Raw genomic sequence first — 24,055 nt, 5'->3', positions numbered from 1 at the left:
CGCATACACCGACTTCGCGCGCCGCCATCTGTGGGCGGCCATTGGAAGGAACTCCCGAAAGTGAAGCTTCAGCGCAAGAACCGGCTCCGCGCCCTCTCCCTCGGTGCTGTCGCCGTCTCCGGCGCCCTGGCCCTCACGGCGTGCGGCTCGGACGACACCGGCAAGAGCAGTGACGGCGGCAGCTCGGCCACGGCCGGCAACAGCGCCATCAAGTGCGACGACGCCAAGGGACAGCTGCAGGCCTCCGGGTCCTCCGCGCAGAAGAACGCGATCGACGCCTGGATCAAGGCGTACTCGGCCTCCTGCAAGGGCGTCCAGATCAACTACAACCCGACGGGCTCGGGCGCCGGCATCACGGCGTTCACGCAGGGCCAGACGGCCTTCGCCGGCTCCGACTCGCCGCTCAAGCCCGAAGAGGTCACCGCCGCCAAGAAGGCCTGCGACAACAACGCGGCCATCGACCTGCCGATGGTCGGCGGCCCGATCGCGGTCGGCTACAACGTCCCGGGCGTCGACAGCCTGACCCTGGACGCCGCCACGCTCGCCCAGATCTTCGACGGCAAGATCACCAAGTGGAACGACGCGGCGATCGCCAAGCTGAACGCCGACGCCAAGCTGCCGAGCACCAAGATCCAGACGTTCCACCGCTCGGACGACTCCGGCACCACGGACAACTTCACCAAGTACCTGAAGGCCGTCGCGCCCTCCGACTGGAAGTACTCGGGCGGCAAGGCCTGGCAGGCCAAGGGCGGCCAGTCCGCGCAGGGCTCCTCCGGCCTGGCCCAGCAGGTGAAGCAGACCGAGGGCGCCATCTCGTACTTCGAGCTCTCCTACGCCGGTGACGGCATCAACACCGTCGACCTCAAGACCGAGGCCGCCGAGCCCGTCAAGGCCACCGTGGAGAACGCCACCAAGGCCATCGCCACCGCCAAGGTCGCCGGCACCGGCAAGGACCTGGCGCTGGAGCTGAACTACAAGCCGACCGAGGAGGGCGCCTACCCGCTCACCCTGGTCACGTACGAGATCGTCTGCGAGAAGGGCAACAAGGCCAACACCCTGGCCGCCACCAAGTCCTTCCTCACCTACGTCGCGAGCGAGGCCGGACAGCAGCAGCTGGCCGAGGCCAAGTACGCGCCGATCCCCGACGAGATCATCACGAAGGTCCGCGAGACCATCTCGGGCCTGAGCTGACCTGAGTGTGCGGCCCGCCTCCCCGAGGCGGGCCGCACCGTCCGGTGCACCGCCGCCTGGAGCCGCCACCCGATCCGGCTCCGCAGACCGGAGAATCCTGATGGACATATCGACACGCACCGCAGAGGCACCGCCTCCTGCCCCCCAGCCTTCCGCGGCCGAGCAGAAGAACGCCGCCCGCGGCGCCACCCGCCCCGGAGACCGGATCTTCCTCGGTCTCTCCCGCGGGTCCGGCATCTTCCTCCTGGTGATCATGGCCGCCATCGCGGCCTTCCTCACCTACCGCGCGTCCCTCGCGATCAGCGAGGACCACGGCAACTTCTTCACCACGTTCGAGTGGAACACCAACCTCCAGCCGCCGGTCTTCGGCATCGCGGTGCTGGCCTTCGGCACGGTCGTCTCGGCGATCATCGCCATGGCCCTCGCGGTCCCGGTGGCGGTCGGCATCGCGCTGTTCATCACGCACTACGCGCCGCGCAAGCTCGGCGGGACCATCGCGTACGTGATCGACCTGCTCGCCGCCGTCCCGTCCATCGTGTACGGCCTGTGGGGCGCCCTCGTCCTGGTGCCGCACATGAACGGCCTCTTCGGCTGGCTCGACCACTACTTCGGCTGGACCGGCGTCTTCGAGTGGCAGGGCGGCGCCCCGCGCTCGATGCTCACCGTCGGCATCCTGCTCGCGATCATGATTCTGCCGATCATCACCAACGTGAGCCGTGAGGTCTTCCGGCAGGTCCCGCAGATGCACGAGGAGGCCGCGCTGGCCCTCGGCGCCACGCGCTGGGAGGTCATCCGCATGTCGGTGCTGCCCTTCGGCCGCTCCGGCGTGATCTCCGCCTCGATGCTCGGCCTCGGCCGCGCGCTCGGCGAGACGATGGCCGTCGCCACGGTCCTCTCCCCGACCTTCGACATCGACGCCAGCCTGCTCGACCCGGGCGGCGGCACCTTCGCCCAGAACATCGCCAGCAAGTTCAGCGAGGCCACCGAACTCGGACAGGACGCGCTGATCGCGTCCGGTCTGGTCCTGTTCGTCATCACCCTGCTGGTCAACGGCGCGGCGCGCATGATCATCAACCGCCGCAAGGAGTACTCGGGGGCCAACGCATGAGCCACGCACCCGTCACCGGCAAGCGCCCGGCCACCCTGCGCGGCGCGCAGCTGCCGAAGTGGTCCCCGTGGGGAATCGCCGCGGGCTCGGTCGTCCTCGCCGCGGTCATCGGCCTGGCCGGCGGCCTCGACAGCCGGGTCCAGTGGGGCCTGATCGCCGCGCTCCTGTTCGTCCTCGGCACGTACGTCATCGCCGCGCGCGTCGAGGGCCGCCGCCAGGCCAAGGACCGCGTCGCCACCAGTCTGGTCTGGGTCTGCTTCCTGATCGCCGTCATCCCGCTGGCCTCCCTGATGTGGGAGACCGCCAAGCGCGGCATCAAGGTCTTCGACCTCTACTTCCTGACCCACTCGATGGGTGTGGTCACCGACACCGAGCCCGGCGGCGGCATCTACCACGCCATCCTCGGCACCCTGGAGCAGGTCGGCATCGCCACCCTGATCGCCGTGCCGGTCGGTGTCCTCACCGCGATCTACCTGGTCGAGTACGGGCGGGGCGGGCTCGCCAAGGCCGTCACCTTCTTCGTCGACGTCATGACGGGCATCCCGTCGATCGTCGCCGGCCTCTTCGTCCTCAGCTTCTGGATCCTGATCCTGGACATGGGCTACTCCGGCTTCGCCGGCGCGCTCGCCCTGTCCATCCTGATGATGCCCGTGGTGGTCCGCTCCACGGAGGAGATGCTCAAGCTCGTCCCGAACGAGCTGCGCGAGGCCTCCCTCGCGCTGGGCATCCCGAAGTGGCGCACCATCATCAAGGTGGTCCTGCCGACCTCCATCGGCGGCATCATCACGGGCGTGATGCTCGCGGTGGCCCGCATCACCGGTGAGACCGCTCCCGTGCTGCTCCTGGTATGGGGTACCGGGTTCATCAACACCAACCCCTTCCAGGACCCGCAGGCCTCGCTGCCGCTGTACATCTACCAGCAGTACGCGAACAGCGCCGGTTCCGGCGCGGCCTACGACCGGGCCTGGGCGGCGGCACTCGCCCTCATCGCCTTCGTCATGATCCTGAACCTCGCGGCCCGCGGCATCGCCCGCTGGAAGGCCCCGAAGACGGGCCGCTGACGCGGCCATCAGCGACCCGAACCCTCGAAAGAAGCAGTGATCCTCATGGCCAAGCGAATCGACGTAAGCGGGCTGACCGCCTACTACGGCGCCCACAAGGCGATCGAAGACATCTCGATGACGGTCGAGCCGCGCTCGGTGACGGCGTTCATCGGCCCCTCCGGCTGCGGCAAGTCGACCTTCCTGCGCACCCTGAACCGGATGCACGAGGTCACCCCCGGCGGCCGGGTCGAGGGCAAGGTCCTCCTGGACGACGAGGACCTGTACGGGCAGGGCATCGACCCGGTCGCCGTGCGCCGCACGGTAGGCATGGTCTTCCAGCGCCCCAACCCCTTCCCCACGATGTCCATCTTCGACAACGTGGCGGCGGGCCTGCGCCTGAACGGCTCGTACAAGAAGTCCGAGCTGAACGACGTCGTCGAGAAGTCCCTCAGGGGCGCGAACCTCTGGAACGAGGTCAAGGACCGCCTGAACAAGCCCGGCTCCGGCCTCTCCGGCGGTCAGCAGCAGCGCCTGTGCATCGCCCGCGCCATCGCGGTCGAGCCCCAGGTCCTGCTGATGGACGAGCCCTGCTCGGCCCTGGACCCGATCTCCACCCTCGCCATCGAGGACCTGATCGGCGAGCTCAAGGAGCGCTTCACGATCGTCATCGTGACGCACAACATGCAGCAGGCCGCCCGCGTCTCCGACCGCACCGCCTTCTTCAACCTGGCCGCGGTCGGCCGCCCCGGCAACCTCGTCGAGATCGACGACACGGAGCGCATCTTCTCCAACCCGTCCGTCCAGGCCACCGAGGACTACATCTCCGGCCGCTTCGGCTGAGCCGCCCCCCCAGCCCCTCGCGGTGCTGCATGGCGGTGCCACCGCGAGGCCAAAGAAAGCGGGCCCTTCCCTGGATCCAGGGAAGGGCCCGCTTGCTGCATGCAGCGCGTTTGGCGCGGATCCTCCGGCGCGGACCTTCCGGCCCGTCCGGCGTCCGAGGACGAGCGCGCAGCGCGAAGGGGGTCTACAGCACCGCCAGATTCACGATCCAGAAGCTCACCGCGGCCACGGCCCCGGCCGCCGGCATGGTGATGAACCACCCCAGGATGATGTTCTTGGCGACACCCCACCGCACCGCGTTGACGCGCTTGGTGGCACCGACACCCATGATCGCGGACGTGATGACGTGCGTCGTGGAGATCGGCGCCTTGAAGAGGTAGGCCGACGCGAACATGATCGACGCACCGGTCGTCTCCGCGGCGAACCCCTGCGGCGGGTCCAGTTCGATGATCTTCCGCCCCAGCGTCCGCATGATGCGCCACCCGCCGGCGTACGTGCCGAGCGACAGCATCGCCGCACAGACGATCTTCACCCAGACCGGGATCGGATCCCCCGGCCCCTGCACGTCGGCGATGACCAGCGCCATCACCACGATGCCCATCGTCTTCTGCGCGTCCTGAAGACCGTGACCGAGCGCCATACCGGCCGCCGACACGGTCTGCGCGATCCGGAAACCGCGCTTGGCCTTGTGCGGGTTGGACCGGCGGAACATCCACATGATCGCGGTCATCACCAGGTAACCGGCGACCAGGCCGACCACCGGCGACACGAACATCGGGATGATGACCTTGTCGACCACGCCGTGCCAGTAGACCTCCGTGCCGCCGGCCAGTGCCGCGCCGACCATGCCGCCGAACAGCGCGTGCGAGGACGACGACGGCAGACCGAAGTACCAGGTGATCAGGTTCCAGGTGATCGCGCCTATGAGTGCCGCGAAGAGGATGCCCATCCCCTTCGAGCCCTCGGGGGTCTGGATCAGCCCCTCACTGACCGTCTTGGCGACCCCGCTGCCGAGGAACGCGCCCGCGAGGTTCATCACCGCGGCCATGGCGAGCGCCGCCCGCGGGGTCAGCGCCCGCGTCGACACCGACGTGGCGATGGCGTTCGCCGAGTCGTGGAAGCCGTTCGTGTACGTGAATCCGAGCGCGACCCCGATGGTCACGATCAGTGCGAAGGTGTCCATGAAGAGGTCAGGACTCCTTGACGGCGATGGTCTCGACCGTGTTCGCCACGTGCTCGAACGCGTCCGCCGCCTCCTCCAGCACGTCCACGATCTGCTTCAGCTTCAGCACCTCGATGGCCTCGTACTTGCCGTTGAAGAGCTGGGCGAGCAGCTTGCGGTGGATCTGGTCGGCCTGGTTCTCGAGGCGGTTGACCTCGATCCAGTACTCGGTCAGGTTGTCCATGGTCCGCAGGTGCGGCATGGCCTCGGCGGTCAGCTCCGCCGCGCGGGCCAGCACCTCGATCTGCTGCTCCACACCCTTGGGGAGTTCCTCGACCTGGTACAGCACGACCAGGTCGACGGCCTCCTCCATGAAGTCCATGATGTCGTCGAGGGACGAGGCGAGGTTGTAGATGTCCTCGCGGTCGAAGGGCGTGATGAACGAGGAGTTCAGCTGGTGGAAGATCGCGTGCGTGGCGTCGTCACCGGCGTGTTCCGCGGCCCGCATACGCTCTGCGATCTCGGCCCTGGCGGAGGAGTCCGCCCCGAGCAGTTCCATGAGGAGCTTCGAGCCAGTGACGATGTTGTCCGCGGACGCGGCGAACATGTCGTAGAAGCTCGTCTCCCTGGGGGTCAGACGAAAGCGCACGGTGGGGTCCTCGGGGTCCTTTTGTTTCGGTCAGGCTGATGCTAGGCGCATCATCCGGCCACGGCTAACCGGCCGTCCCCCAGTGTCGCCCATCATGCACAGTGCTCGGCACGGGGTCCCGGTCCCGGCGCCGGGCAAGGGCCACATACCCGGTGAAGTTCGATACCATATACCCACCAGGGGTATATGTAAGCGGCGAACCAGACAGGTTTGCCGCCGGAGCAGCAGGAGGACGCGATGACGACCACCGAGGCCGGCGCGACGGCGCCCTCCGGCCAGCCGCGGGAGACCGTGACGGACCACGACCGGGGTGTGCACGGGTACCACAAGCAGAAGGACGAGCACCTCAAGCGGCTGCGCCGGATCGAGGGCCAGATCCGCGGCCTTCAGCGCATGGTCGACGAGGACGTCTACTGCATCGACATACTCACCCAGGTCTCCGCCTCCACCAAGGCCCTTCAGTCCTTCGCGCTCCAGCTCCTCGAGGAGCACCTGCGCCACTGCGTCGCGGACGCGGCCGTCAAGGGCGGCTCCGAGATCGACGCGAAGGTGGCGGAGGCCACGAAGGCCATCGGCCGCCTGCTGCGCACCTGAGCGCGCGGGCGCCGGGCAGGCGCCACGGCGGACATCGGCACCGAGAGCGGACATCGCCGCCGGACAGGCCTAGGAGGAGCGCGCCCCTCTGCCGCGGACGCGTTCCTCCGCCACCTTCAGCACCTCGTCGATGCTCTCCAGGCTGAGCCGGTCCTCCCCGGCGGCGGACGCGGCGATGATCAGGTCACCGCACAGCTCGATCTCGGCGAGGGCCACGTGGTCCTGAACCGCCGTACCGCCGACCGGAGCCACGTACACCACCTCTTCCCGCCGTCACCGGCTTCCTAGAGTAGGGAGCGGCCTACGCGACGCGCATGGCACCAACGGACCATTTCCGGCCCCGCACATTCCGGCCTTTCCCGCCCAGGCACGGCGTCCTACGGCTCGGCGATCTTGCCGGCGAAGATGTCGGCCGCCCCGGGAAGCCGTACGTCGACGGGGACCCCGAAGTCGTACAGCAGGGTCGTCGAGGCGACCGCCACCGCGTCCTTGCGCACGCCGTTGACGAAACTGAACCGGTGCCGGACCTTGCGGACGCGGCCCTGCTCGTCGAGGTAGGCGTCGAACGGGACCTCGACCGTGGCGAACCCCTTCGCCGCCGCCGCCAGCGCCTGCCGGTGCCCGTCGGAGGCGCCTCTCGCGGCGACACCCAGGTCGGCGGTGCCGCGGTAGTGCCGGACCCTGGTCCCGGCGACCTCGGTCTCCCCGACGTACCTCGCCGTACGCGTCCCGCGCAGCAACTCGGCGGCGGCGAACGGGTCGGTGGCGCCGCCCGTCACCAGATTCCCGTCGGAGAGGGTGGCCGTGTCCACGCGCACCCACTTGTCGGCGGGCACTCCGGCACCCCGGTTCTTCATGAACAGGGCTCCCGGAGCGAGGAGTTCGGTGATGGGCCGGTGCCGGACGGTCCCCGCCGGGTCCTGGGGGAGCATCACCTTCAGCCGCCCCAGGCGCCCTTCGAAGTCGTACACCCCCTCGCCGCGGATGGTGACGCGGGTGCCGCCGGTGGCCATCTGCATGGACGTACGGGTCTTGGAGCTGCCCGCCCGCACCAGCGCGGCGGCCGACCGGTGCAGCACCCGCACGGCGTCGGCGCCGGCGCGCCCGTCCTCCGCCGCCGCTCCGCCGCCCGAACACCCCGTACCGCAGACCGCGATCCCCAGCGCGGCCAGGGCGGCGACGAGCGCCGGTCGGGTCCGCCTGTGCTCCCGCTCCACCATCGCCTGCCTACCCCCAAGCCGGTCCGTCCGTCCACGGGCCCCCTGTGCCGGTTAACGACCGGTACCAGTCCCCGTCACGCGTACTCCAGCCGTTCACTTGCCTTGGGTAACGTTGTCGCGTGGCGCAGCAGAGCGAGACGGACACTCCCTCGGAACACCGCACGACGACGATCGAACAGGGCCCCTTCTGCCTGGCCCGTTGCACCTGCGGCTGGCGCGGCCCGGCAAGAAGAGCCCGCAGCCTGGCGAGAACCGACGCGCAGACGCACGCGGAAGACCCCTTCTAGCCCGGCGGGACGTCTCAGCCCGGCCGAGACGTATGCACCCCGTCCGGCGTTCGAGGACGAGCGCGCAGCGCGGCACGGGGCCCCGGGGCGGGCCGGAGCCCCCGGGACGGGACGGGAAGGGGCGGAGGGGGCGAAAACACCTCGCGGCGGCACCCGTACCGTCCTGGAGGGAACCCCCGGATCCGCCACCCCGTCTCGTCCCACGGGAGCCAACGGCCAACGGGAGGCACACATGCACCGGCGCACGTTCATAGGCGGAGCCACCGCCGCACTCACGGCCACGGCCACCACCGCCTGCAACGGCGACGAGGGCGCACCGGCGGGCGGCACCGCGAAGGCCACTCCCCCGGCCGGCGCCGCCTCCCCCACCACGGCCACCCGCGCCGCGGCCGCCACGGCGGCCGACTGGACCGCCCTGGCCCGGGACCTCGACGGCCCCCTGATACGCCCGGGCGACGGCTCCTGGCCGACCGCCCACCAGCTCTACAACACCCGCTTCGACTCCCTGAAGCCCGCCGCCGTCGCGTACGCGGCCCACACCGACGACATCCGCACCGCCCTCTCCTACGCCAGCGCCCACGGCGTCAAGGTGTCGATCCGCAACGGCGGCCACTCCTACGCCGGCTGGTCCTCCGGCAACGGCCGGCTCGTCCTCGACGTCTCGCGGCTGAGCCGGATCCGGGCCTCGGGCGGCGAGGCCGTCGTCGGTGCCGGTGCCAAGCTGATCGACGTGTACCGCGCGCTCGCCGCGAAGGGGGTCACGATCCCCGCCGGTTCCTGCCCGACCGTCGGCGTCTCGGGCCTCACCCTCGGCGGCGGCCACGGCGTCGTCTCCCGGGCGTACGGCCTGACGTGCGACAGCCTCACCGGGGCGACCCTGATCACGGCCGACGGCAAGCGGCTCACCGTGAACGCGACGGAGCACAAGGACCTCTTCTGGGCCCTGCGCGGCGCGGGCAACGGCAACTTCGGCGTCGTCACCGAGCTGCGCTTCACGACGCACCCGGCGCCCCGGGCCGTGACGGCGTACATGTCCTGGCCGTGGTCGCGGGCCGCCGCCGTGGTGAAGGCCTGGCAGGAGTGGGGGCCGGCCCAGGCGGACGAGATCTGGTCCTCGTGCCACCTCGCGAGCGCGGCGGGCGGCACCCCCACGGTCTCCGTCTCCGCGTTCTCCCTGGGCACGTACGGCGAGCTGCAGAACGCCGTGGACCGGCTGGCCGACAGGATCGGCGCGCCCGCCCGCAGCGTGTCCCTCAAGAGGCGCTCGTACGAGGAGTCGATGGAGGTGTACGCGGGCTGCTCGGCGTACGCCGAGGACGCCATGTGCCATCTGCCGGGCTCGACCCCGGGCCGCAGCCCGCAGGGCGCCCTCGGCCGGGAGACCTACGCGGCCCGCTCGGACTTCTTCGACCGCTCGGTGTCCCCGGCGGGGATCCAGGCGCTCCTGAACCAGGTGTCGGGCGTGCGCGGCGGCTCCGGCAGCATCGCGTTCACCGCGCTCGGCGGAGCCGTGAACCGTGTCTCGCCCACCGCGACGGCCTTCGTCCACCGCCGCTCCCGGATGCTCGCCCAGTACATCGCCTCGTGGCGGGCGGGCACCTCCGGCACCACCGCCCAGGCGTGGCTGGACACCGCTCACCGGGCGATGGCGCGGCACGCCTCGGGCGCCGCCTACCAGAACTACACCGACCCGACCCTCACGAACTGGCGCAAGGCGTACTACGGCGACGCGGCCACCCGACTCACGGCGGTGAAGAAGCAGTACGACCCCGACCGCTTCTTCACCTTCCCGCAGGCTCTCTGAGGGCTGCCCCGGCCGGGGCCACCGGCGCTCAGGCCGCCAGGTCCCGGTCCTCGGGCCGCTCGGTGACGGCCGTCCCGGGGAGGAGCGCGTCCTGCTCCGCGGAGAGCGCGCCGCGTGCCCGGACCAGCCGGCCGGCCCGCGGGGACCGCTCCACCGCCCGGACGAGGGGCGTCAGCAGGGCCATGGCGAGCGGCGAGAGCAGCAGGACGACCGCGGTGCCGAGCGCGAAGCCGCCGACGACGTCCGTCGGGTAGTGCACGCCCATGTAGACCCGGCAGAAGCCTTCGAGGAGCGCGAGCCCGATGCCGGCGAGCCCGAACCTGCGGTTCGCGACGAACAGCCCGACGCCCATCGCCATCGTGAGCGTGGCGTGGTCGCTGACGAACGAGAAGTCGTTCTTGCCGGAGACCAGGACCTCCAGGCCCCGGTGGTCGACGAAGGGCCGGGGGCGCTCGACGAAACCGCGTATCGGCACGTTCACCAGGACGGCGATGCCCGCCGCGAGCGGCGCCCAGACGAGCGCGGCCACGGACGGCGCCACGTTCTCCCCGCCGCGCCGCCGCACCGTCCACCAGCACCACAGCACGAGCAGCACCATGGCGAGCAGGAGCCCGTACTCACCCACGAACTCCATGCCGCGGTCGAACCAGTGCGGGGCGTCCTTGGCCAGGCCATTGATGTCGTAGAGCAGGCTGACGTCGGGGTTCGAACCGGAATCGGCGAGTCCAGCCATTGCGCTGCGGCCCCTTCGTCGTCTTTACCGCGACCGCACACGCTCGTGCGCCGCTCAGTGCCACCCCCGTGGACGTAGAACCGCGTTCCGCTTGCCTGGCCCGGGCTACGTCTAACAGGAACGCACACTCCCCTTCACTACGTTCCACCCTCCACCGAATGATCACGCAGACGTTATCGAAGAGAGATCCATCACCGCAGCTCAGGGGGCGGTTTCCGGCGGGCTTCAGACCGTCGTGGGGAGTGCTTTCGCGCCATCCTCGGTCACCCGCGTCGCCCCGAAGTAGTCCGGCGTGTCGACGGGGTCGAAGCGGATCACGGCACCCGTCCTCGGCGCGTCGATCATGTAGCCGCCGCCGACGTAGATGCCCACGTGCCGGATGGCCCGCGAATTGGTCAGGTCGTCCGAGAAGAAGACCAGGTCGCCCGGCAGCAGCTCGTCGCGGCTGGGGTGCGGCCCGGCGTTGTACTGGTCGTTGGCGACGCGGGGCAGCGTGACGCCCACGCTCTCGTACGCGGCCTTCGTCAGCCCCGAGCAGTCGAAGCGTCCGCCCTGGTCGGCGGTGCCGGTGCCACCCCACAGATAGGGCGTGCCGAGCTTCTTCTGCGCGTAGTAGATGGCCCCGGCGGCCTGCTTGGAGGGATCCACCCGGGTGACCGGCGCCGCGAAGCTCTTCTGCAGCGTGGTGATCGTCTTCACGTAGTTCTGGGTCTCCCTGTACGGCGGGACGCCTCCGTACTTGATGACCGCGTACGCGCCCGCGTTGTAGGCGGCGAGCATGTTCTCGGTCTGGTTCCCCGGAGCGTCCTTCACGTACGAGGCGAGCTGGCAGTCGTACGAGGCCGCCGACGGGATGGCGTCGTTCGGGTCCCAGACGTCCCGGTCGCCGTCCCCGTCGCCGTCGATCCCGTGCGTGGCCCAGGTACCGGGGATGAACTGCGCTATCCCCTGGGCGGCGGCCGGGCTCTTCGCCCGCGGGTTGAAGCCGCTCTCCTGGTACAGCTGGGCGGCCAGCAGCGCGGGGTTGATCGCTCCGCAGAGGTTGCCCCACTTCTTGACGAGCGGCTGGTACGCGGCCGGCACGGCGCCCTTGGCCAGTCCGACCGAGCCGCCGGCGACGCCGTTGGTGAGGTTGCCGGCGACCATGTAGACGCCGACGACGAGCAGCATCACGAAGCCCAGTCCCGCCCCCGCGGCAGCGGTCGCCAGGACCAACGCCTTACGCACCGTCAACCGCCCCTCACCGCAAAGGAGTCCGCCGACGTCAGTGTAGAGGCGGCCCCGTCGCGGCGGGATGATCACGCGCAAGAAGAAGCCGCACGTGGCGACCGGTGCGCGGCGCCCGCAGCCCGCCGGGAGCAACCCCCGCGCCGCACAAGACGGTTACGCGCCAAAACCGCCCGAGGCCGCCGATGGCCGAAGCCGGTTCACCGCGACGAACCCCCGGGGGTCACTCCTCGGCGGTGGCCCTGCGGTGGAGCGCGGCGGCTTCCTCGCCGAGGACCGCGCTGTAGGAGACGTCGGCCGTGTCGCCGCCCTCCTCGTGGCCGCCGATGACGCCGACGACCTGCCCGTCCCCGTTCACCCAGGGGCTGCCGCTCGTGCCGCCGGTGAAGGCGGGGCACGCGATGCGCTGCTGGGTGGCGCTGTGCGCTGTCGGCCTGTTGGTGCACGTGATCGGCACCTCACGGGACCTGGGATATCCGGTGACCGTCACGGCCGTCGCCCCGGTGGCCTGCCCGGTGGCCAGGGAGTTGCCGCCGACGACGTCCTCCAGGGCCGGCCCGGCCGCCAGGTCGTCGACGACGGCGAAGGCGAGGTCGCCGTCCTCGTCCCGGTCCCGTCGCCAGGCCTCGGAGACGTACGTCCTCGCCACCCTCCAGATGCCGTACGGCGCCCTGCCGTCCCGGTAGCCGGGCACGAACCGGAACGCCCCGCCGCCGTCCAGGCAGTGCGCGGCGGTGACGATCAGGTTCCGTCCCGTGCTGTGCACCACGGACGCCGTGCAGAAGTGCCCGCCCACGAGATCGCCGGAGGCGCCGAAGAGGGCGCCCACGCGGGCGCTCGGCAGGCCCCTGGCGGCCTCCGCGGTCACCCCGAGCGGTCCGGTCCCGTCGTCGGCCGCCGCCACCGAGGAGGTCGTGGCGGCCAGCAGCATGACCACGGCGGACAGGGTGTGCCGCCGTGGTCTCCCGGGACGAGTGGTGCGCCGCATCACCCGTCCACTGTGACCCACGGCCCCGGAAAAATCTCCGGGACCCGGCCGGCAAAGGCCCGTGCGGCCCGGGTAAGCCCCCTTGGCGCCTCACGCCCCTGACAGGCCCGCCCGCGCGCACTCCGCCCACAGCAGTTTCCCGCCCTTCGACGCGCCCAGCTCCCGCAGCACGGACACCCCCCACGCGTCCGCGCAGGCCCGCACGAGGTGCAGGCCCCGGCCGCTCTCCGCGTCGTCCGGGGGCACGTCGGCGGGGACGTCCGCCCGGAACCCGGCCGGGACCCGCGGGTCGGTGTCCCAGACCGCCACCACCAGCCGGTCAGGCCCTGCCGACCGCACCCGGAGCGCGTACGGGCCGCGCGTGTGCAGATGCGCGTTGGTGAGCAGCTCGGCGGCGAGCAGTTCGGCGGTGGGCGTCAGCTCGGTGAACTCGTGGGCGGCCAGCACGGTGCGCAGGGTGGCGCGGGCGACGCCGGGGGCACGGGGATCGTGCGGAAGGTGCAGGGTGTAGTCCCAGGACGGGGATACGGTTGCCATGGAAGTCTCCCGGTTCGGAGGGGAGTTGGGTGGTTTGGTTACGTTGCCCAGTGACCATGCCGCTCCGTCGAGCGGGGTGCTTCTGGGGCGAGGCGCCTGCGCTTCACAGTAGCGGTGCTGGATATATTCTTGACCCGTTTCAGGGCGATACTAAAAGCAATCATCCGTGTGGGTGACAAAGCTGCGGAGGAGCGGCGGGGATGCCCGTGAGAAACAACCCGACAGGGCGCCAACTCCGCTTCGGCGCGGAACTGCGCAAACTCCGCGAGCAGGCGGGCCTGACCTCGACCGGCGCCGCCCAGCTGCTCGGCATGAAGCAGGCGCAGGTCAGCAACATGGAGACGGGTCGCCTCGGGGTCAGCGCCGAGCGCGTACGCACCCTGGCCTGTCACTACGACTGCTCGGACAAAACCCTCATCGAGGCCATCGCAGGCATGACCGGTGAACGGAGGCGGGGCTGGTGGGAGGAGTACCGCGAGATCCTGCCCGCCGGGCTGCTGGACCTTGCCGAGCTGGAGCACCACGCCACCCGACTGCGCAGTGCCGTCACGATCCACATCCCCGGCCTCGTACAGACCACGGAGTACGCCCGCGAGATCTTCCGCCAGGCCGTACCCGAACTGCCGCAGCCCGACATCGAGCACCGGGTCTCGTTCCGGCTCAAGCGACAGGCCATCCTCTTCCGTGACCCTCCGACACCGCATCAGATCTTCGTCCATGAGGCAGCTCTGCGGATGAGGTTCGGCGGCGCGGACGTCACCCGCGCGCAGCTGAAGTACCTGTTGGACATGAACGAGCGGGAGCACGTGGAGATCCAGGTGATCCCGTTCGAGACCGGCGCCCTTCCGGGCTCCGGCCAGTCGATCTACTACGTGGAGGGACCCGTGCCGCAGCTGGACACGGTGAACCTCGATCAGTCGCACGGCCCGGTGTTCCTGGATGCCGAGGCCCAGCTGCGCAAGTACCGCGTGCTGCTGGACCGCATGGAGTCCGCCGCCCTCAGCACCGAGAAGTCGCAGACCTTCATCCACACCATCGCCAAGGACCTTTGAGGAGGCCCCGATGTCCGCGCTCACCTGGCAGAAGTCGTCCTACTGCGCCGAAGGCAACTCCTGCGTCCACGTGGCCGGTGACACGGTCGCCGGAACGATCCGTCTCACCGAGAGCGGTGACCCCACCGGCGCGATACTCACCGCCGCCCCCGACACCTTCGGCGCCTTCCTCCGGGCCCTCAAGTCCCCCGGCGCGGCCGTGAGCACCGGCTCCGGGATCCGCCTGACCACCGGGGACACCGGTCTCGTACACCTGTGTGAAACCGGTGACCCCAGGACGGTCGTCACTACCACTCAGGAGAAGTGGGACGCGTTCGTACGGGGCGTACGGGCAGGCGAGTTCGACCACTTCGCGCAGGTACAGGAGGAAGAGCGATCTTAAGTTCGACGACGACCCGCCGCACACTGCTCACCACGGCCGCGTCCACGGCCGCCCTCGCACTGACCGCGGGCCCCGCGCGCGCGGACACCCGTACGCGGGACGCCCGCGGCCGCCTGCGGGAGCTGGAGGACCGGCACGGCGCGAGAGTGGGCGCGTACGCGCACCACCTGGGCACCGGGAGGACGGTGAGCCACCGGGCCGGGGAGCGCTTCCCCATGTGCTCGGTGTTCAAGACCCTTGCCGTCGCCGCCGTGCTGCGGGACCTGGACAGGGACGGCGAGACGCTGGCCAGGCGCCTGCACTACACGGCGGCGGACGTCAAAGCCGCCGGCGGCGGAGCGATCACCGGCAAGCCGGAGAACGTGGCCGCCGGCATGACGATCGCCGAGCTGTCCGACGCGGCGATCCGCTACAGCGACAACCTGGCCGCCAATTTGCTCCTGCGGGAACTCGGCGGCCCCACGGCCGTCACCCGCTTCTGCCGCTCGGTCGGGGACCCGAGGACCCGCCTGGACCGCTGGGAACCGGAGCTGAACTCGGCGGAGCCGTGGCAGCGGCAGGACACGACGACGCCGGCGGCCGTCGCCCGTACGTACGCCCGTCTCACGCTGGGCACAGCCCTGGACGACGGGGACCGCGCGCGGCTGACGGCCTGGCTGCTCGGCAACACCACCAGCGCCAAGCGCTTCCACGAGGGCCTGCCCGACACCTGGTCGATCGCGGACAAGACCGGCACCGGCTCGTACGGCACCGCGAACGACGTGGGCATCGCCTGGACCGAGGACGGCGACCCGGTCGTCCTCGCCGTCCTCACCACGAAACCCGACCGGGACGCCACCCCCGACGACGCGCTGGTCGCGAGGACGGCGTCGGTCCTGGCGGACGCCGTGACCTGAGCCGGCGTCAAGCGGGCTCCGTACCCGGGTCGTCCGGTCCCGGGTACGGAGATAACCTCTGTATCGGACAGACACCGCCCGGAACGGGACGGGCCGGTTCCGTCCGCGCCGAGGACCGCCCGGAAGGGCAACCGAGGCATAAAAGGGGTTAACGACAGAACCACACGACAGGTTCCGGTTCGCCTTCATTGCCCGGCGTGACCTGCCGTGATACACAGAGTGACCATACGACCCCTCGCCCACCCGTCCCGCGCTCCCGAGAGGGTGCCCCGCGGGGCGGCGGCAAGGGATTGACACGAAACCCGCCAACCAATGACGTCAAGTCGACATACGACAGCGTCTTTGTCGGCGAGAATGAGCTGACCCCTGCGCGCAGTGGCAGGGGGTGGAGAACTACCCACAAGGGGCGGTGACTTACATGCTTTTCGCAGCCGAAAAGGGCGACATCACCACGATCATCGGCGGGATCGCTCCGGACTGGGGGCCCTTCGGCAGCCTGGGCAACGAGGCGAAGGTGATGATCGAGGTCGTGATGGCGGTCGCCATCCTGCTGTGCCTCGGCATCGCGATCTGGGGTGCCGCGAAGCAGCGCATCGGCGCAACGGCGCTGCGCGACACCTTCAGCGCCGAACAGGGCAAGGGCCTCATCATCGCGGGCCTGACCGGGGTCTTCATCATCGGCTCCCTCGGCACGCTCTTCACCATCGTGTACGGCATGGCTGTCTAGGCCCGGCCGGGCACGCCCGGTGCCCCCCGACCCACCTGTCCGTCGTGCCCACCGGCTGAGGTTGCGTTTCCCTGATGTCGAGTCACCACACCGCGCCCGCGCGGGAACCAGCACGGCTACCGTCGTACTGTCACGCGTTTCGGTACGAGGCGTTTCGGTACGAGGTCGAGGGGGCGTGCGCGGTATGAGTCTCGGTGACGATCATGGTTACGGTGACACTTCGCGCGGTGACGACGGCGGGTACGGCGGGTCGGGGCAGACCCGCACGCGGCTGCCGGACCGGGGCGGTGACGTCTACGGCGGTGCCCGGCGGGGCCGGTCCTCGTCCCGCAGCCTGATCACCGTCGTCGGTGTCGTCGTCCTGCTGATCGCGGCGATCGCCTTCGCGAACCGCGGCGAGGACGATGCCTCTGCGGGGGTGGACGGCGGCGACAAGGCGGAGTCCGCGCCGACGGCACCGTCCGGAGAACGCCCGGTCCGGGCGAAAACGGGCGCGATCCCTTCGGGCTTCGCCCACGACCGGCAGGGCGCCGAGTCCGCCGCGGCGAACTACGCGGTAGTCCTGGTGTCGGCCGACATCCTCAAACCCGCCCGACGGGGCGAAATCGTCCGGCAGGTCTTCGTCGCCGGCAAGGTGGCGTCCCTCGAGGACAAATTCAACAAGGCGTACGACAAGGACTTCCTGACCAAGGTTGGCCTGGACGCGAACGGCAACGCGACGGCGGGCCACACCTACGTCTCGCGGACGATGCCGATCGGCACCAGGCCCACCAGCTACTCGGACACCACGGCGACCGTCGAGGTTTGGTGCACAGGCGTGTTCGGCACGGCGGGCGCCGATTCGACCAACCCGGTCAGCAGCGACTGGTTCACCATGACGCTGCACCTCCGCTGGGCGGACACCGACTGGAAGGTCGACAGCTTCTCCCAGAAGGAAGGCCCGGCGCCGGTCAACGGCGACAACAAGGTCTCCCCGTCCGACCAGATGTCAAAAGCCGTGGAGGAGTACGGAGGCTTCACCTATGCCCGGTAGCCCGCGCGTACTCAAGCTCGCCGCCGTCATCACGGCCCTCCAGACGACCGTCGTCCTGGTTGCCACCCGGGCGGTTGCCGCTCCCACCCCGAAGCCGTCGGACGACAAGTGCGACCTCATCGTCGGCCCCGCCAAGCAGTACTGCGAGCGAGGCAGCAATGCCCGGCGGGCCCCGAGCAGTGAGCCGAACGATCTCACCACCACCCTCGACCCCCTCTCCTCCCTGGCCAAGGGCTGCGCCGACGCCGCTTCCTGGACCGTCGACAAGCTGTCGGACGCCGTGAAGGAAACGGCGAACGTCGACTACACGAACCCCAAGTTCCTCCAGCAGTACGCCGTCGTGTTCGCGGCGTCGACGATCCTCACCCTCCTGCTGTGGCTGCTCGCGGTCGCGAAGCGGGCGGTGCGGGGTGTCCCGCTCACCACCGCCCTGTCGGAGGCGGTCGGCTTCCTCTGGCTGACGGTGCTGGCGTCGGCCTTCACCCCGCTGATCCTCTACACCGTCGTCTCTGCGACGGACGGCGTCAGCGAGGTCCTGGCGAAGGCGACGGGCAATCAGACGGACGCGTTCTTCGGCACCTTCTCCGAGGCCCTGGACAAGGGCGACGACGTCGGCGGCGGCCCCATCATGCTGATGCTGGTGTCCCTGGTCTCCATCGTCGCCGCCGGAGTCCTCTACCTGGAGCTGTACCTCCGGGCGGTCCTGCTGTACGTCGGCGCCCTGCTCGGCGTCGTCGTCTACGCGGGCCTCGTCGACAAGAACCTCTGGGGACACGTCCGCCGCTGGGCGGGAGTGATGATCGCGGTCATCCTCGTCAAGCCGGTGATCGTGATCGTCCTCGGCCTCGCCGGCGCCCTCGCCTCCGACAACGGCCCCGACTCGGTCGCCGCGATCGTCTCCGGCCTCGCCATCATCCTGCTCGCCATCTTCGCCAGCGGCATGATCTACCGCTTCGTCCCCGGCTTCGGCGACGAGATCGCGAACTCCCGCAACAACCGCATCATGCAGGGCGCCGAAGGCAAGGCCGCGGCCGTGATGAGCTCCCCGGCCACGCTCGTCGCCCAGGGCATCAAGACCCACAGCACACGCGCCGACAACGGCGGCGGGGGCGGAGGCGGCGGCCAGTCGTCCGCCGCCCGGCCCGCCAACCAGGCGAGCGGCGGTATGGCCGCGCACAGCACCCGTACGCCGTCGGGCGGCGGCGGATCCGTCCCCTCCGCCGCACCCCCGCCGCGCACCAGCCCGGCCAACACCCCGCACGCCGGCAACACCCGCAACAGCAGTACCAACCGCACGGGAGGTGAAGGGCGTTGACGACCGAGTCCCACATGTCCCATCCGGTCACGCCCCGCCGTACATATCTGATCGGCCGCGCCCGGCCGAACGCGATCGTCGGGCGGAACCGCGAGTCGGGCGAGATCGCGCTCATCATCGTGGGCGCGTTCCTGGGCATGATGTGCGGGCTCCTCGTCCCCGTCCTCTCCCTGCGCATCGTGCTCCTGATGGGCTTCCCGCTGCTGGCGCTCGCCGCGGTGTACGTCCCGTACAAGCGGCGGACGTTCTACAAGTGGTTCGAGATCAACCGGAGCTACAAGCGGTCGCTGCGCCGTGGGACCGCCTACCGGTCCCACGTGATGGAGGCCGGCACCCACATCGACGGGCGTGAGGTCGAGGTCGGCCCTCCGCCCGGCATCGGCCGGATCAACTGGCTCGCCGCCCCCTTCGGACCGGACGAGATCGCCGTACTCCTGCACGCCGACCGCCGTACGGTCACGGCCGCGATCGAGATCGAGGGCCCGGGCGTCGGCCTGCGGGACAGCGAGGACCAGGAAGCCCTCGTCGACCGCTTCGGGACCCTGCTCAAGCACGTCGCGAACGGCGACGGCTTCGTCACCCGGATCCAGATGCTCGCCCGCACCCTCCCCGCCGACCCCGACGCCCACGCCAAGGACGTCGCCACCCGCGGTGACGACCGGGCCCCCGGCTGGCTCCAGCAGTCGTACGACCAGCTCCAGTCGATGGTGTCCACCAGCAGCGAGCAGCACCGCGCGTACCTGGTCGCCTGCATGCACTACTCCCGCGAGCTGGCCGCCGAGGCCCAGGCCATGGCGCGGGCCGCCCGGCCGCAGGGCGGCCGCAAACTCGACCGGGACGCGGGGCTCGCCGTCGTCATGGCACGTGAGCTGACCGACATCTGCTCCCGGCTCCAGGAGGCCGACATCCGCGTACGGCAGCCGCTCGGACAGGGCCGCCTCGCTTCGCTCCTGCACTCCATGTACGACCCGGACCACCCGATCGACCACATCCAGGCGATGACCAAGCGCAACGCCTGGCCGGCCGAGCTGGACGCGATGGAGCCGACCTACCTACAGGCGAAGACCCGCGAGTCCTCCACCCGCGCCCCCTGGTGCCATGCCACGGCCTGGGTGAAGGAGTGGCCGATGACCCCGGTCGGCGTCAACTTCCTCGCCCCGCTGCTGGTCCACACCCCGGACGTCATCCGGACCGTGGCCGTCACGATGGACCTCGAACCCACCGAGGTCGCCATCGAGCGCATGCTGACCGAGAAGACGAACGACCAGGCCGAGGCCAGCCGCGCCGCCAAGATGAACCGGACCGTGGACCCGCGGGACATCGCCTCCCACAACCGGCTCGACCAGCGCGGCGAGGACCTCGCGAGCGGTGCCGCCGGCGTGAACCTCGTCGGCTACATCACCGTCTCCTCGCGCAACCCCGAGGCGCTCGCCCGCGACAAGCGGACGATCCGCGCCTCGGCCGGCAAGTCGTACCTCAAGCTGGAGTGGTGCGACCGCGAGCACCACCGCGCCTTCGTGAACACACTGCCGTTCGCCACCGGAATCCGCAGGTAGGGGCTGATGCACTGATGCGGGATCCGCTCTCCGTCCTCACGGACGCCTTCACGTCCTTCCTCTTCGGCAAGGTCGAGACGACCCGCCTCCCGGTACGTACGTCGACGGGCCAGGCCCAGGCGGTCTACCTGCCGACCGCCGCACCCGGACTCGGCGACTCCGGTGTGATCATCGGCCGCGAGGTGTACTCCGGCAAGGGCTACATCTACGACCCCTTCCAGCTGTACGGGCAGCAGCTCCCGGCCCCGCACTGGCTGGTGCTCGGCGAGTCCGGAAACGGCAAGTCGGCGCTCGAGAAGACGTACGTCATGCGCCAGTTGCGGTTCCGCGACCGGCAGGTCGTCGTCCTCGACGCCCAGGGTGAGGACGGCGTCGGCGAGTGGAACCTCATCGCCGAGGAGCTGGGCATAACCCCCATCCGCCTCGACCCGACGGCCGCCCTGGACATGGGCATCCGGCTCAACCCGCTCGACCCGGCGATCACGACGACCGGGCAGCTCGCGCTGCTCCGGACGATCATCGAGGTCGCGATGGGCCACAGCCTCGACGAACGGTCCGGCTTCGCGCTGAAGGTCGCACACGCCTATGTGAACGAGACGATCGTCGAGCGCCAGCCGGTGCTCACCGACATCGTCGAGCAGCTGCGCCACCCCGAGCCGGAGTCGGCCGAGGCGATGAACGTCGCCATAGACGACGTACGCGCCTGGGGTCTCGACGTCGCCCTGGTCCTGGACCGGCTGGTCGACGGTGACCTGCGGGGCATGTTCGACGGTCCGACGACGGTCGGCATCGACCTCGATGCCCCGCTCATCGTCTTCGACCTGTCCCACATCGACCGGAACTCCATCGCGATGCCGATCCTGATGGCCATCGTGGGTGTGTGGCTGGAGCACACGTGGATCCGGCCGGACCGCAAGAAGCGCATCTTCCTGGTCGAAGAGGCCTGGCACATCATCAACAGCCCATTCGTCGCGCAGCTCTTCCAGCGCCTGCTGAAGTTCGGCCGCCGACTGGGCCTGTCCTTCGTGGCGGTGGTCCACCACCTGTCCGACGTGGTGGACGGCGCGGCGGCCAAGGAGGCCGCGGCGATCCTGAAGATGGCCTCGACCCGGACCATCTACGCCCAGAAGGCGGACGAGGCCCGGATGACGGGCCGGGTCCTCGGGCTGCCCCGGTGGGCGGTCGAGATCATCCCGAGCCTGACACCCGGCATCGCCGTCTGGGACGTGAACGGCAACGTCCAGGTGGTCAAGCACCTGATCACGGAGACCGAGCGGCCGCTCGTCTTCACGGACCGCGCGATGACCGAGTCGTCCGAGGACCACCTCGCCCACGACGCGTTGCGCGCCGCGGAACGGGAGGCGGAGGAGCGGGCGGCGGCCTTCATGGAGCAGCACCTGAACGACCTCGACGACTCGTCCGAGTCCACGGTGGCCTGACATGGGACGGGACGAGAACGCGCGCCGCCCGGAGCCCGACGGAGGCATCCCGGACGGCCTGCTGGTCGGGCTGCTCGCGTTCCTGCTCGGCATGACGCTGATGGTGTGGACGGCCACGGGCCTCGCCGGTCTGTTCGCCCACGGCAGCTGGCCGGAGGGTGTCACCTTCGGCCGTACGCCGCTGGCCATGCGCCGCCTGGTCGCACGGCCCCACGACATCCCGGGCGCCTGGCCCGACACCCCCGCCGACGGTCTCTCCGGCTACGGCCTCGTCTGGGGCCTGTTCATCGGCCAGCTGATGATCCTGCTGGTGCTGACCGTCTTCGTCATAAGCACGGTGGCCCGCTGGAGAGCGGGCAGAACAACCCGGAGGGCAGAGCACGCCGCTGTGACGGCGGCGGCGCAGCCGCTTGAACGGACCGAACGGGTAAGCGGGCGGGAAGACCCCTCAACGGTGGCGGCGCAGCCGCTTGAACAGACCGAACGGGCGGGCGGGCGGGCAATCCCCCGGGCGGAGCCGCAGCCACAAGAGACAGCAGGACCCGTGGCCTGGGCCCCCCAGCCCCCGTTGGTTCCGCTCCAGCGCGCCCCCGTGGTCCTGGGCCCCCCGGCCACCCGTCACCCCCTCGCCGTCCAGGCGGTCCGAGACGCGGAGGGCCCGGCCCTGGTCGTCACCTCCAACCCGGCCGTCTGGTCGGAGACCAAGGACGCCCGCGCCAAACTCGGCCCCGTCCTTCTCTACGACCCCGCACACCTGTGCGACACCCCGGCCCGCCTCCACTGGTCCCCCGTCGCCGGCTGCGAGGACCGGGCCACGGCCACGGCGAGAGCCGCCGCCCTCCTCGCCCCGGTACGCCCGGGCGCGATGGTGGACCAGGCGATGGCGGACGTCGCGGAAATCCTTCTGCGGAGCTATCTGCACGCCGCCGCGGTGGAGGGCAGGGCTCTGCGTCACGTCCACCGCTGGGCACAGGGCAGCCAGGTCCAGGACGCCGTACGAACTCTCCGTACGAACCCGAAGGCCGCGGGAGGCTCCGCGGGCGAGCTGGAGGCGGCGCTCACCTCGCACCCCGAACGCCGCGACATCGCGCAGGAGTTGACCGCACGCGCGCTGTCCTCGCTCTTCACGGTGAACGTCCGCGAGTCCTGCACTCCCAACCGAACTGATGCGCTCACCTTGGATTCCTTCGTCAACGAAGGGGGCACGCTTTATGTGGTCGGTGAACCCATCGAGGACCCCAAGGCGAATCCCGGCGCGATGCCGCTCCTGACGGCCCTCGCCTCGAGCGTGGTCGAGCGCGGCCGGCGCATGGCCGAACGGTCATCCTCCGGTCGCCTCGACCCACCATTCTCGCTCGTCCTGGACGACGTGGCCGCGGTCGCCCCGCTCCCCCAGCTCCCGGAGCTGCTGACCGGCGGAGCGGACCGGGGCCTGCCCACCCTGGCGCTTCTGCGCTCCCAGGAGCAGAGCCGCGCGCGCTGGCCGCAGTACGACCTGCCGGTCTGAGGCCATCCTCCGGACGGCGGCGACGCCGCCGGGGCCGTCAGGGACGCTCGACCGCGAACTCCAGCTCCAGCTCCGGCTCATCGGTGCTCCCGGGCATGGTCGCGCTCACTCCGGTCGGCGCGAACCCGGCCTTGCGGTAGGCGGCCTCGGCGCGGGAGTTCCGCTCGTGGACGAAGAGCCGTACGCGCTCCAGGCCGAGTCCCCAGGACCATTCCAGGGCCGCGTCGAGCAGCGCGCCGATCAGCCCGTTCCCGCGCTGGCCGGTCCGCACGAACACCCCGACCACGTGCCCCTGGGCCCGCTCGACCGGCCCCCCGAAGGGATCACGCGTCCCGGCCTGTTCGACGAGCACGGTGACAGAGCCGGCCCACTGACCGTCCGGCCCTTCCGCGACGAACTGCTGCCGTTCCATCGTCCCTTCGGCGGCGCCGGCCGCCCGCTCCTGCCAGTACGAGTCGGGCCGCGCCACGGCGTCCTCGTACGTCTCCAGGAACGCGATGGAGGCAACGGGGTCCTGGAGGGCGACGAGCCGGAGCGCCTTCACGGCACGCCACTCATCCGCACGGATGGGCCGGATCACGTGGTTCATGCGGGTCACCGTAATGCCGACGCCCCGGAACGGGAAACGATTTCCGCACAACGCAGAAAACCCCCGTACCGGTATCCCGGTACGGGGGTTTTCTCCAAAAGTTGTTCGGCGGCGTCCTACTCTCCCACAGGGTCCCCCCTGCAGTACCATCGGCGCTGTAAGGCTTAGCTTCCGGG

The 24,055-nt window shown here is 70.3% G+C and carries 25 protein-coding genes and 1 rRNA gene; 16 read left to right on the top strand and 10 right to left on the bottom strand.

Going from position 1 to position 24,055, the window contains the following annotated elements; genetic code table 11:
• Positions 1-60: 60 nt before the first annotated feature.
• From pstS to pstB, 4 genes are all read left to right on the top strand, one after another.
• Positions 61-1,191, top strand: a complete 1,131-nt coding sequence (gene pstS / locus AC0ZLC_RS25655) for a phosphate ABC transporter substrate-binding protein PstS (RefSeq protein WP_476754322.1) — start codon at positions 61-63, stop codon at positions 1,189-1,191.
• Between the two features lie 100 nt (positions 1,192-1,291).
• Positions 1,292-2,299 carry a phosphate ABC transporter permease subunit PstC gene (gene pstC / locus AC0ZLC_RS25650; RefSeq protein WP_476754321.1) on the top strand — a complete coding sequence of 336 codons (1,008 nt, stop codon included), beginning with the start codon at positions 1,292-1,294 and terminating at the stop codon, positions 2,297-2,299.
• Entirely contained in the window at positions 2,296-3,360 is a 1,065-nt protein-coding gene (gene pstA / locus AC0ZLC_RS25645) for a phosphate ABC transporter permease PstA (protein ID WP_476754320.1), read from the top strand. The genes pstC and pstA overlap by 4 nt, the downstream gene beginning before the upstream one ends.
• Positions 3,361-3,405: 45 nt before the next feature.
• Positions 3,406-4,182, top strand: a complete 777-nt coding sequence (pstB, locus tag AC0ZLC_RS25640) for a phosphate ABC transporter ATP-binding protein PstB (protein WP_476754319.1) — start codon at positions 3,406-3,408, stop codon at positions 4,180-4,182.
• Positions 4,183-4,366: 184 nt separating this feature from the next.
• Here pstB and AC0ZLC_RS25635 read toward each other — a convergent pair whose 3' ends face one another.
• A complete protein-coding gene (locus AC0ZLC_RS25635) occupies positions 4,367-5,365 on the bottom strand; it encodes an inorganic phosphate transporter (RefSeq protein ID WP_476754318.1) in 999 nt (332 codons plus the stop codon).
• 7 nt (positions 5,366-5,372) lie between these two features.
• A complete protein-coding gene (locus tag AC0ZLC_RS25630; protein ID WP_358854558.1) occupies positions 5,373-5,993 on the bottom strand; it encodes a DUF47 domain-containing protein in 621 nt (206 codons plus the stop codon).
• A 237-nt stretch (positions 5,994-6,230) separates the two neighbouring features.
• Here AC0ZLC_RS25630 and AC0ZLC_RS25625 point away from each other — a divergent pair, with 237 nt between their 5' ends.
• Complete coding sequence (locus AC0ZLC_RS25625; RefSeq protein ID WP_476754317.1) at positions 6,231-6,587, top strand: metal-sensitive transcriptional regulator; 357 nt, start codon at positions 6,231-6,233, stop codon at positions 6,585-6,587.
• Between the two features lie 69 nt (positions 6,588-6,656).
• On the opposite strand, the gene AC0ZLC_RS25620 is transcribed toward AC0ZLC_RS25625, so the two are convergent.
• On the bottom strand, positions 6,657-6,845 hold the full coding sequence (locus AC0ZLC_RS25620; RefSeq protein WP_476754316.1) for a hypothetical protein: 189 nt from the start codon (positions 6,843-6,845) through the stop codon (positions 6,657-6,659).
• 119 nt (positions 6,846-6,964) lie between these two features.
• Positions 6,965-7,807, bottom strand: coding sequence for an SCO4651 family lipoprotein (locus AC0ZLC_RS25615; RefSeq protein WP_476754315.1), 843 nt, complete (start codon positions 7,805-7,807; stop codon positions 6,965-6,967).
• 119 nt (positions 7,808-7,926) lie between these two features.
• Here AC0ZLC_RS25615 and AC0ZLC_RS25610 point away from each other — a divergent pair, with 119 nt between their 5' ends.
• Positions 7,927-8,094 carry a hypothetical protein gene (locus AC0ZLC_RS25610; RefSeq protein ID WP_476754314.1) on the top strand — a complete coding sequence of 56 codons (168 nt, stop codon included), beginning with the start codon at positions 7,927-7,929 and terminating at the stop codon, positions 8,092-8,094.
• A gap of 232 nt (positions 8,095-8,326) precedes the next feature.
• Positions 8,327-9,898 carry an FAD-binding oxidoreductase gene (locus tag AC0ZLC_RS25605; RefSeq protein ID WP_476754313.1) on the top strand — a complete coding sequence of 524 codons (1,572 nt, stop codon included), beginning with the start codon at positions 8,327-8,329 and terminating at the stop codon, positions 9,896-9,898.
• 28 nt (positions 9,899-9,926) lie between these two features.
• Here the strand turns inward: AC0ZLC_RS25605 and AC0ZLC_RS25600 are convergent, their stop codons facing one another.
• The 4 genes from AC0ZLC_RS25600 to AC0ZLC_RS25585 form a co-directional block, all read right to left on the bottom strand.
• Positions 9,927-10,631, bottom strand: coding sequence for a phosphatase PAP2 family protein (locus AC0ZLC_RS25600; RefSeq protein ID WP_476754312.1), 705 nt, complete (start codon positions 10,629-10,631; stop codon positions 9,927-9,929).
• A gap of 225 nt (positions 10,632-10,856) precedes the next feature.
• A complete protein-coding gene (locus AC0ZLC_RS25595; protein WP_476754311.1) occupies positions 10,857-11,864 on the bottom strand; it encodes a bifunctional lytic transglycosylase/C40 family peptidase in 1,008 nt (335 codons plus the stop codon).
• A gap of 217 nt (positions 11,865-12,081) precedes the next feature.
• Positions 12,082-12,846, bottom strand: a complete 765-nt coding sequence (locus AC0ZLC_RS25590; protein WP_476754310.1) for a trypsin-like serine peptidase — start codon at positions 12,844-12,846, stop codon at positions 12,082-12,084.
• Positions 12,847-12,936: 90 nt separating this feature from the next.
• Entirely contained in the window at positions 12,937-13,383 is a 447-nt protein-coding gene (locus AC0ZLC_RS25585; protein ID WP_476754309.1) for an ATP-binding protein, read from the bottom strand.
• A 200-nt stretch (positions 13,384-13,583) separates the two neighbouring features.
• Here AC0ZLC_RS25585 and AC0ZLC_RS25580 point away from each other — a divergent pair, with 200 nt between their 5' ends.
• The 9 genes from AC0ZLC_RS25580 to AC0ZLC_RS25540 all read left to right on the top strand — a co-directional run bounded on the left by AC0ZLC_RS25580 (position 13,584) and on the right by AC0ZLC_RS25540 (position 23,290).
• Positions 13,584-14,435, top strand: a complete 852-nt coding sequence (locus AC0ZLC_RS25580) for a helix-turn-helix domain-containing protein (RefSeq protein WP_476754308.1) — start codon at positions 13,584-13,586, stop codon at positions 14,433-14,435.
• 10 nt (positions 14,436-14,445) lie between these two features.
• On the top strand, positions 14,446-14,817 hold the full coding sequence (locus AC0ZLC_RS25575) for a DUF397 domain-containing protein (protein WP_476754307.1): 372 nt from the start codon (positions 14,446-14,448) through the stop codon (positions 14,815-14,817).
• On the top strand, positions 14,811-15,713 hold the full coding sequence (gene bla, locus AC0ZLC_RS25570; RefSeq protein WP_476754418.1) for a class A beta-lactamase: 903 nt from the start codon (positions 14,811-14,813) through the stop codon (positions 15,711-15,713). The genes AC0ZLC_RS25575 and bla overlap by 7 nt, the downstream gene beginning before the upstream one ends.
• Positions 15,714-16,131: 418 nt before the next feature.
• Positions 16,132-16,440, top strand: coding sequence for a hypothetical protein (locus tag AC0ZLC_RS25565; protein WP_099503752.1), 309 nt, complete (start codon positions 16,132-16,134; stop codon positions 16,438-16,440).
• 184 nt (positions 16,441-16,624) lie between these two features.
• Positions 16,625-17,473, top strand: coding sequence for a DUF8175 domain-containg protein (locus AC0ZLC_RS25560; protein ID WP_476754306.1), 849 nt, complete (start codon positions 16,625-16,627; stop codon positions 17,471-17,473).
• The gene (locus AC0ZLC_RS25555) at positions 17,463-18,788 is read left to right on the top strand and encodes a hypothetical protein (protein WP_476754305.1); all 1,326 of its coding nucleotides are present in this window, start codon (positions 17,463-17,465) and stop codon (positions 18,786-18,788) included. Before AC0ZLC_RS25560 ends, AC0ZLC_RS25555 begins: the two co-directional genes overlap by 11 nt.
• A 14-nt stretch (positions 18,789-18,802) precedes the next feature.
• Positions 18,803-20,344, top strand: coding sequence for an SCO6880 family protein (locus tag AC0ZLC_RS25550; protein WP_476754417.1), 1,542 nt, complete (start codon positions 18,803-18,805; stop codon positions 20,342-20,344).
• 14 nt (positions 20,345-20,358) lie between these two features.
• Positions 20,359-21,783 carry an ATP-binding protein gene (locus tag AC0ZLC_RS25545; protein ID WP_476754304.1) on the top strand — a complete coding sequence of 475 codons (1,425 nt, stop codon included), beginning with the start codon at positions 20,359-20,361 and terminating at the stop codon, positions 21,781-21,783.
• Position 21,784: 1 nt separating this feature from the next.
• Positions 21,785-23,290: a type IV secretory system conjugative DNA transfer family protein gene (locus tag AC0ZLC_RS25540; RefSeq protein WP_476754303.1), complete on the top strand. Its 1,506-nt coding sequence runs from the start codon at positions 21,785-21,787 to the stop codon at positions 23,288-23,290.
• A 37-nt stretch (positions 23,291-23,327) separates the two neighbouring features.
• Here the strand turns inward: AC0ZLC_RS25540 and AC0ZLC_RS25535 are convergent, their stop codons facing one another.
• A complete protein-coding gene (locus AC0ZLC_RS25535) occupies positions 23,328-23,879 on the bottom strand; it encodes a GNAT family N-acetyltransferase (RefSeq protein WP_476754302.1) in 552 nt (183 codons plus the stop codon).
• A 103-nt stretch (positions 23,880-23,982) separates the two neighbouring features.
• A 5S ribosomal RNA gene (rrf, locus tag AC0ZLC_RS25530) occupies positions 23,983-24,055 on the bottom strand; the annotation flags it as partial.

This window comes from Streptomyces sp. GLSS-08 (assembly GCF_056387915.1).
The sequence above is the reverse complement of the archived record's forward strand: the minus strand, read 5'-3'. Positions and strand labels throughout refer to the sequence as shown.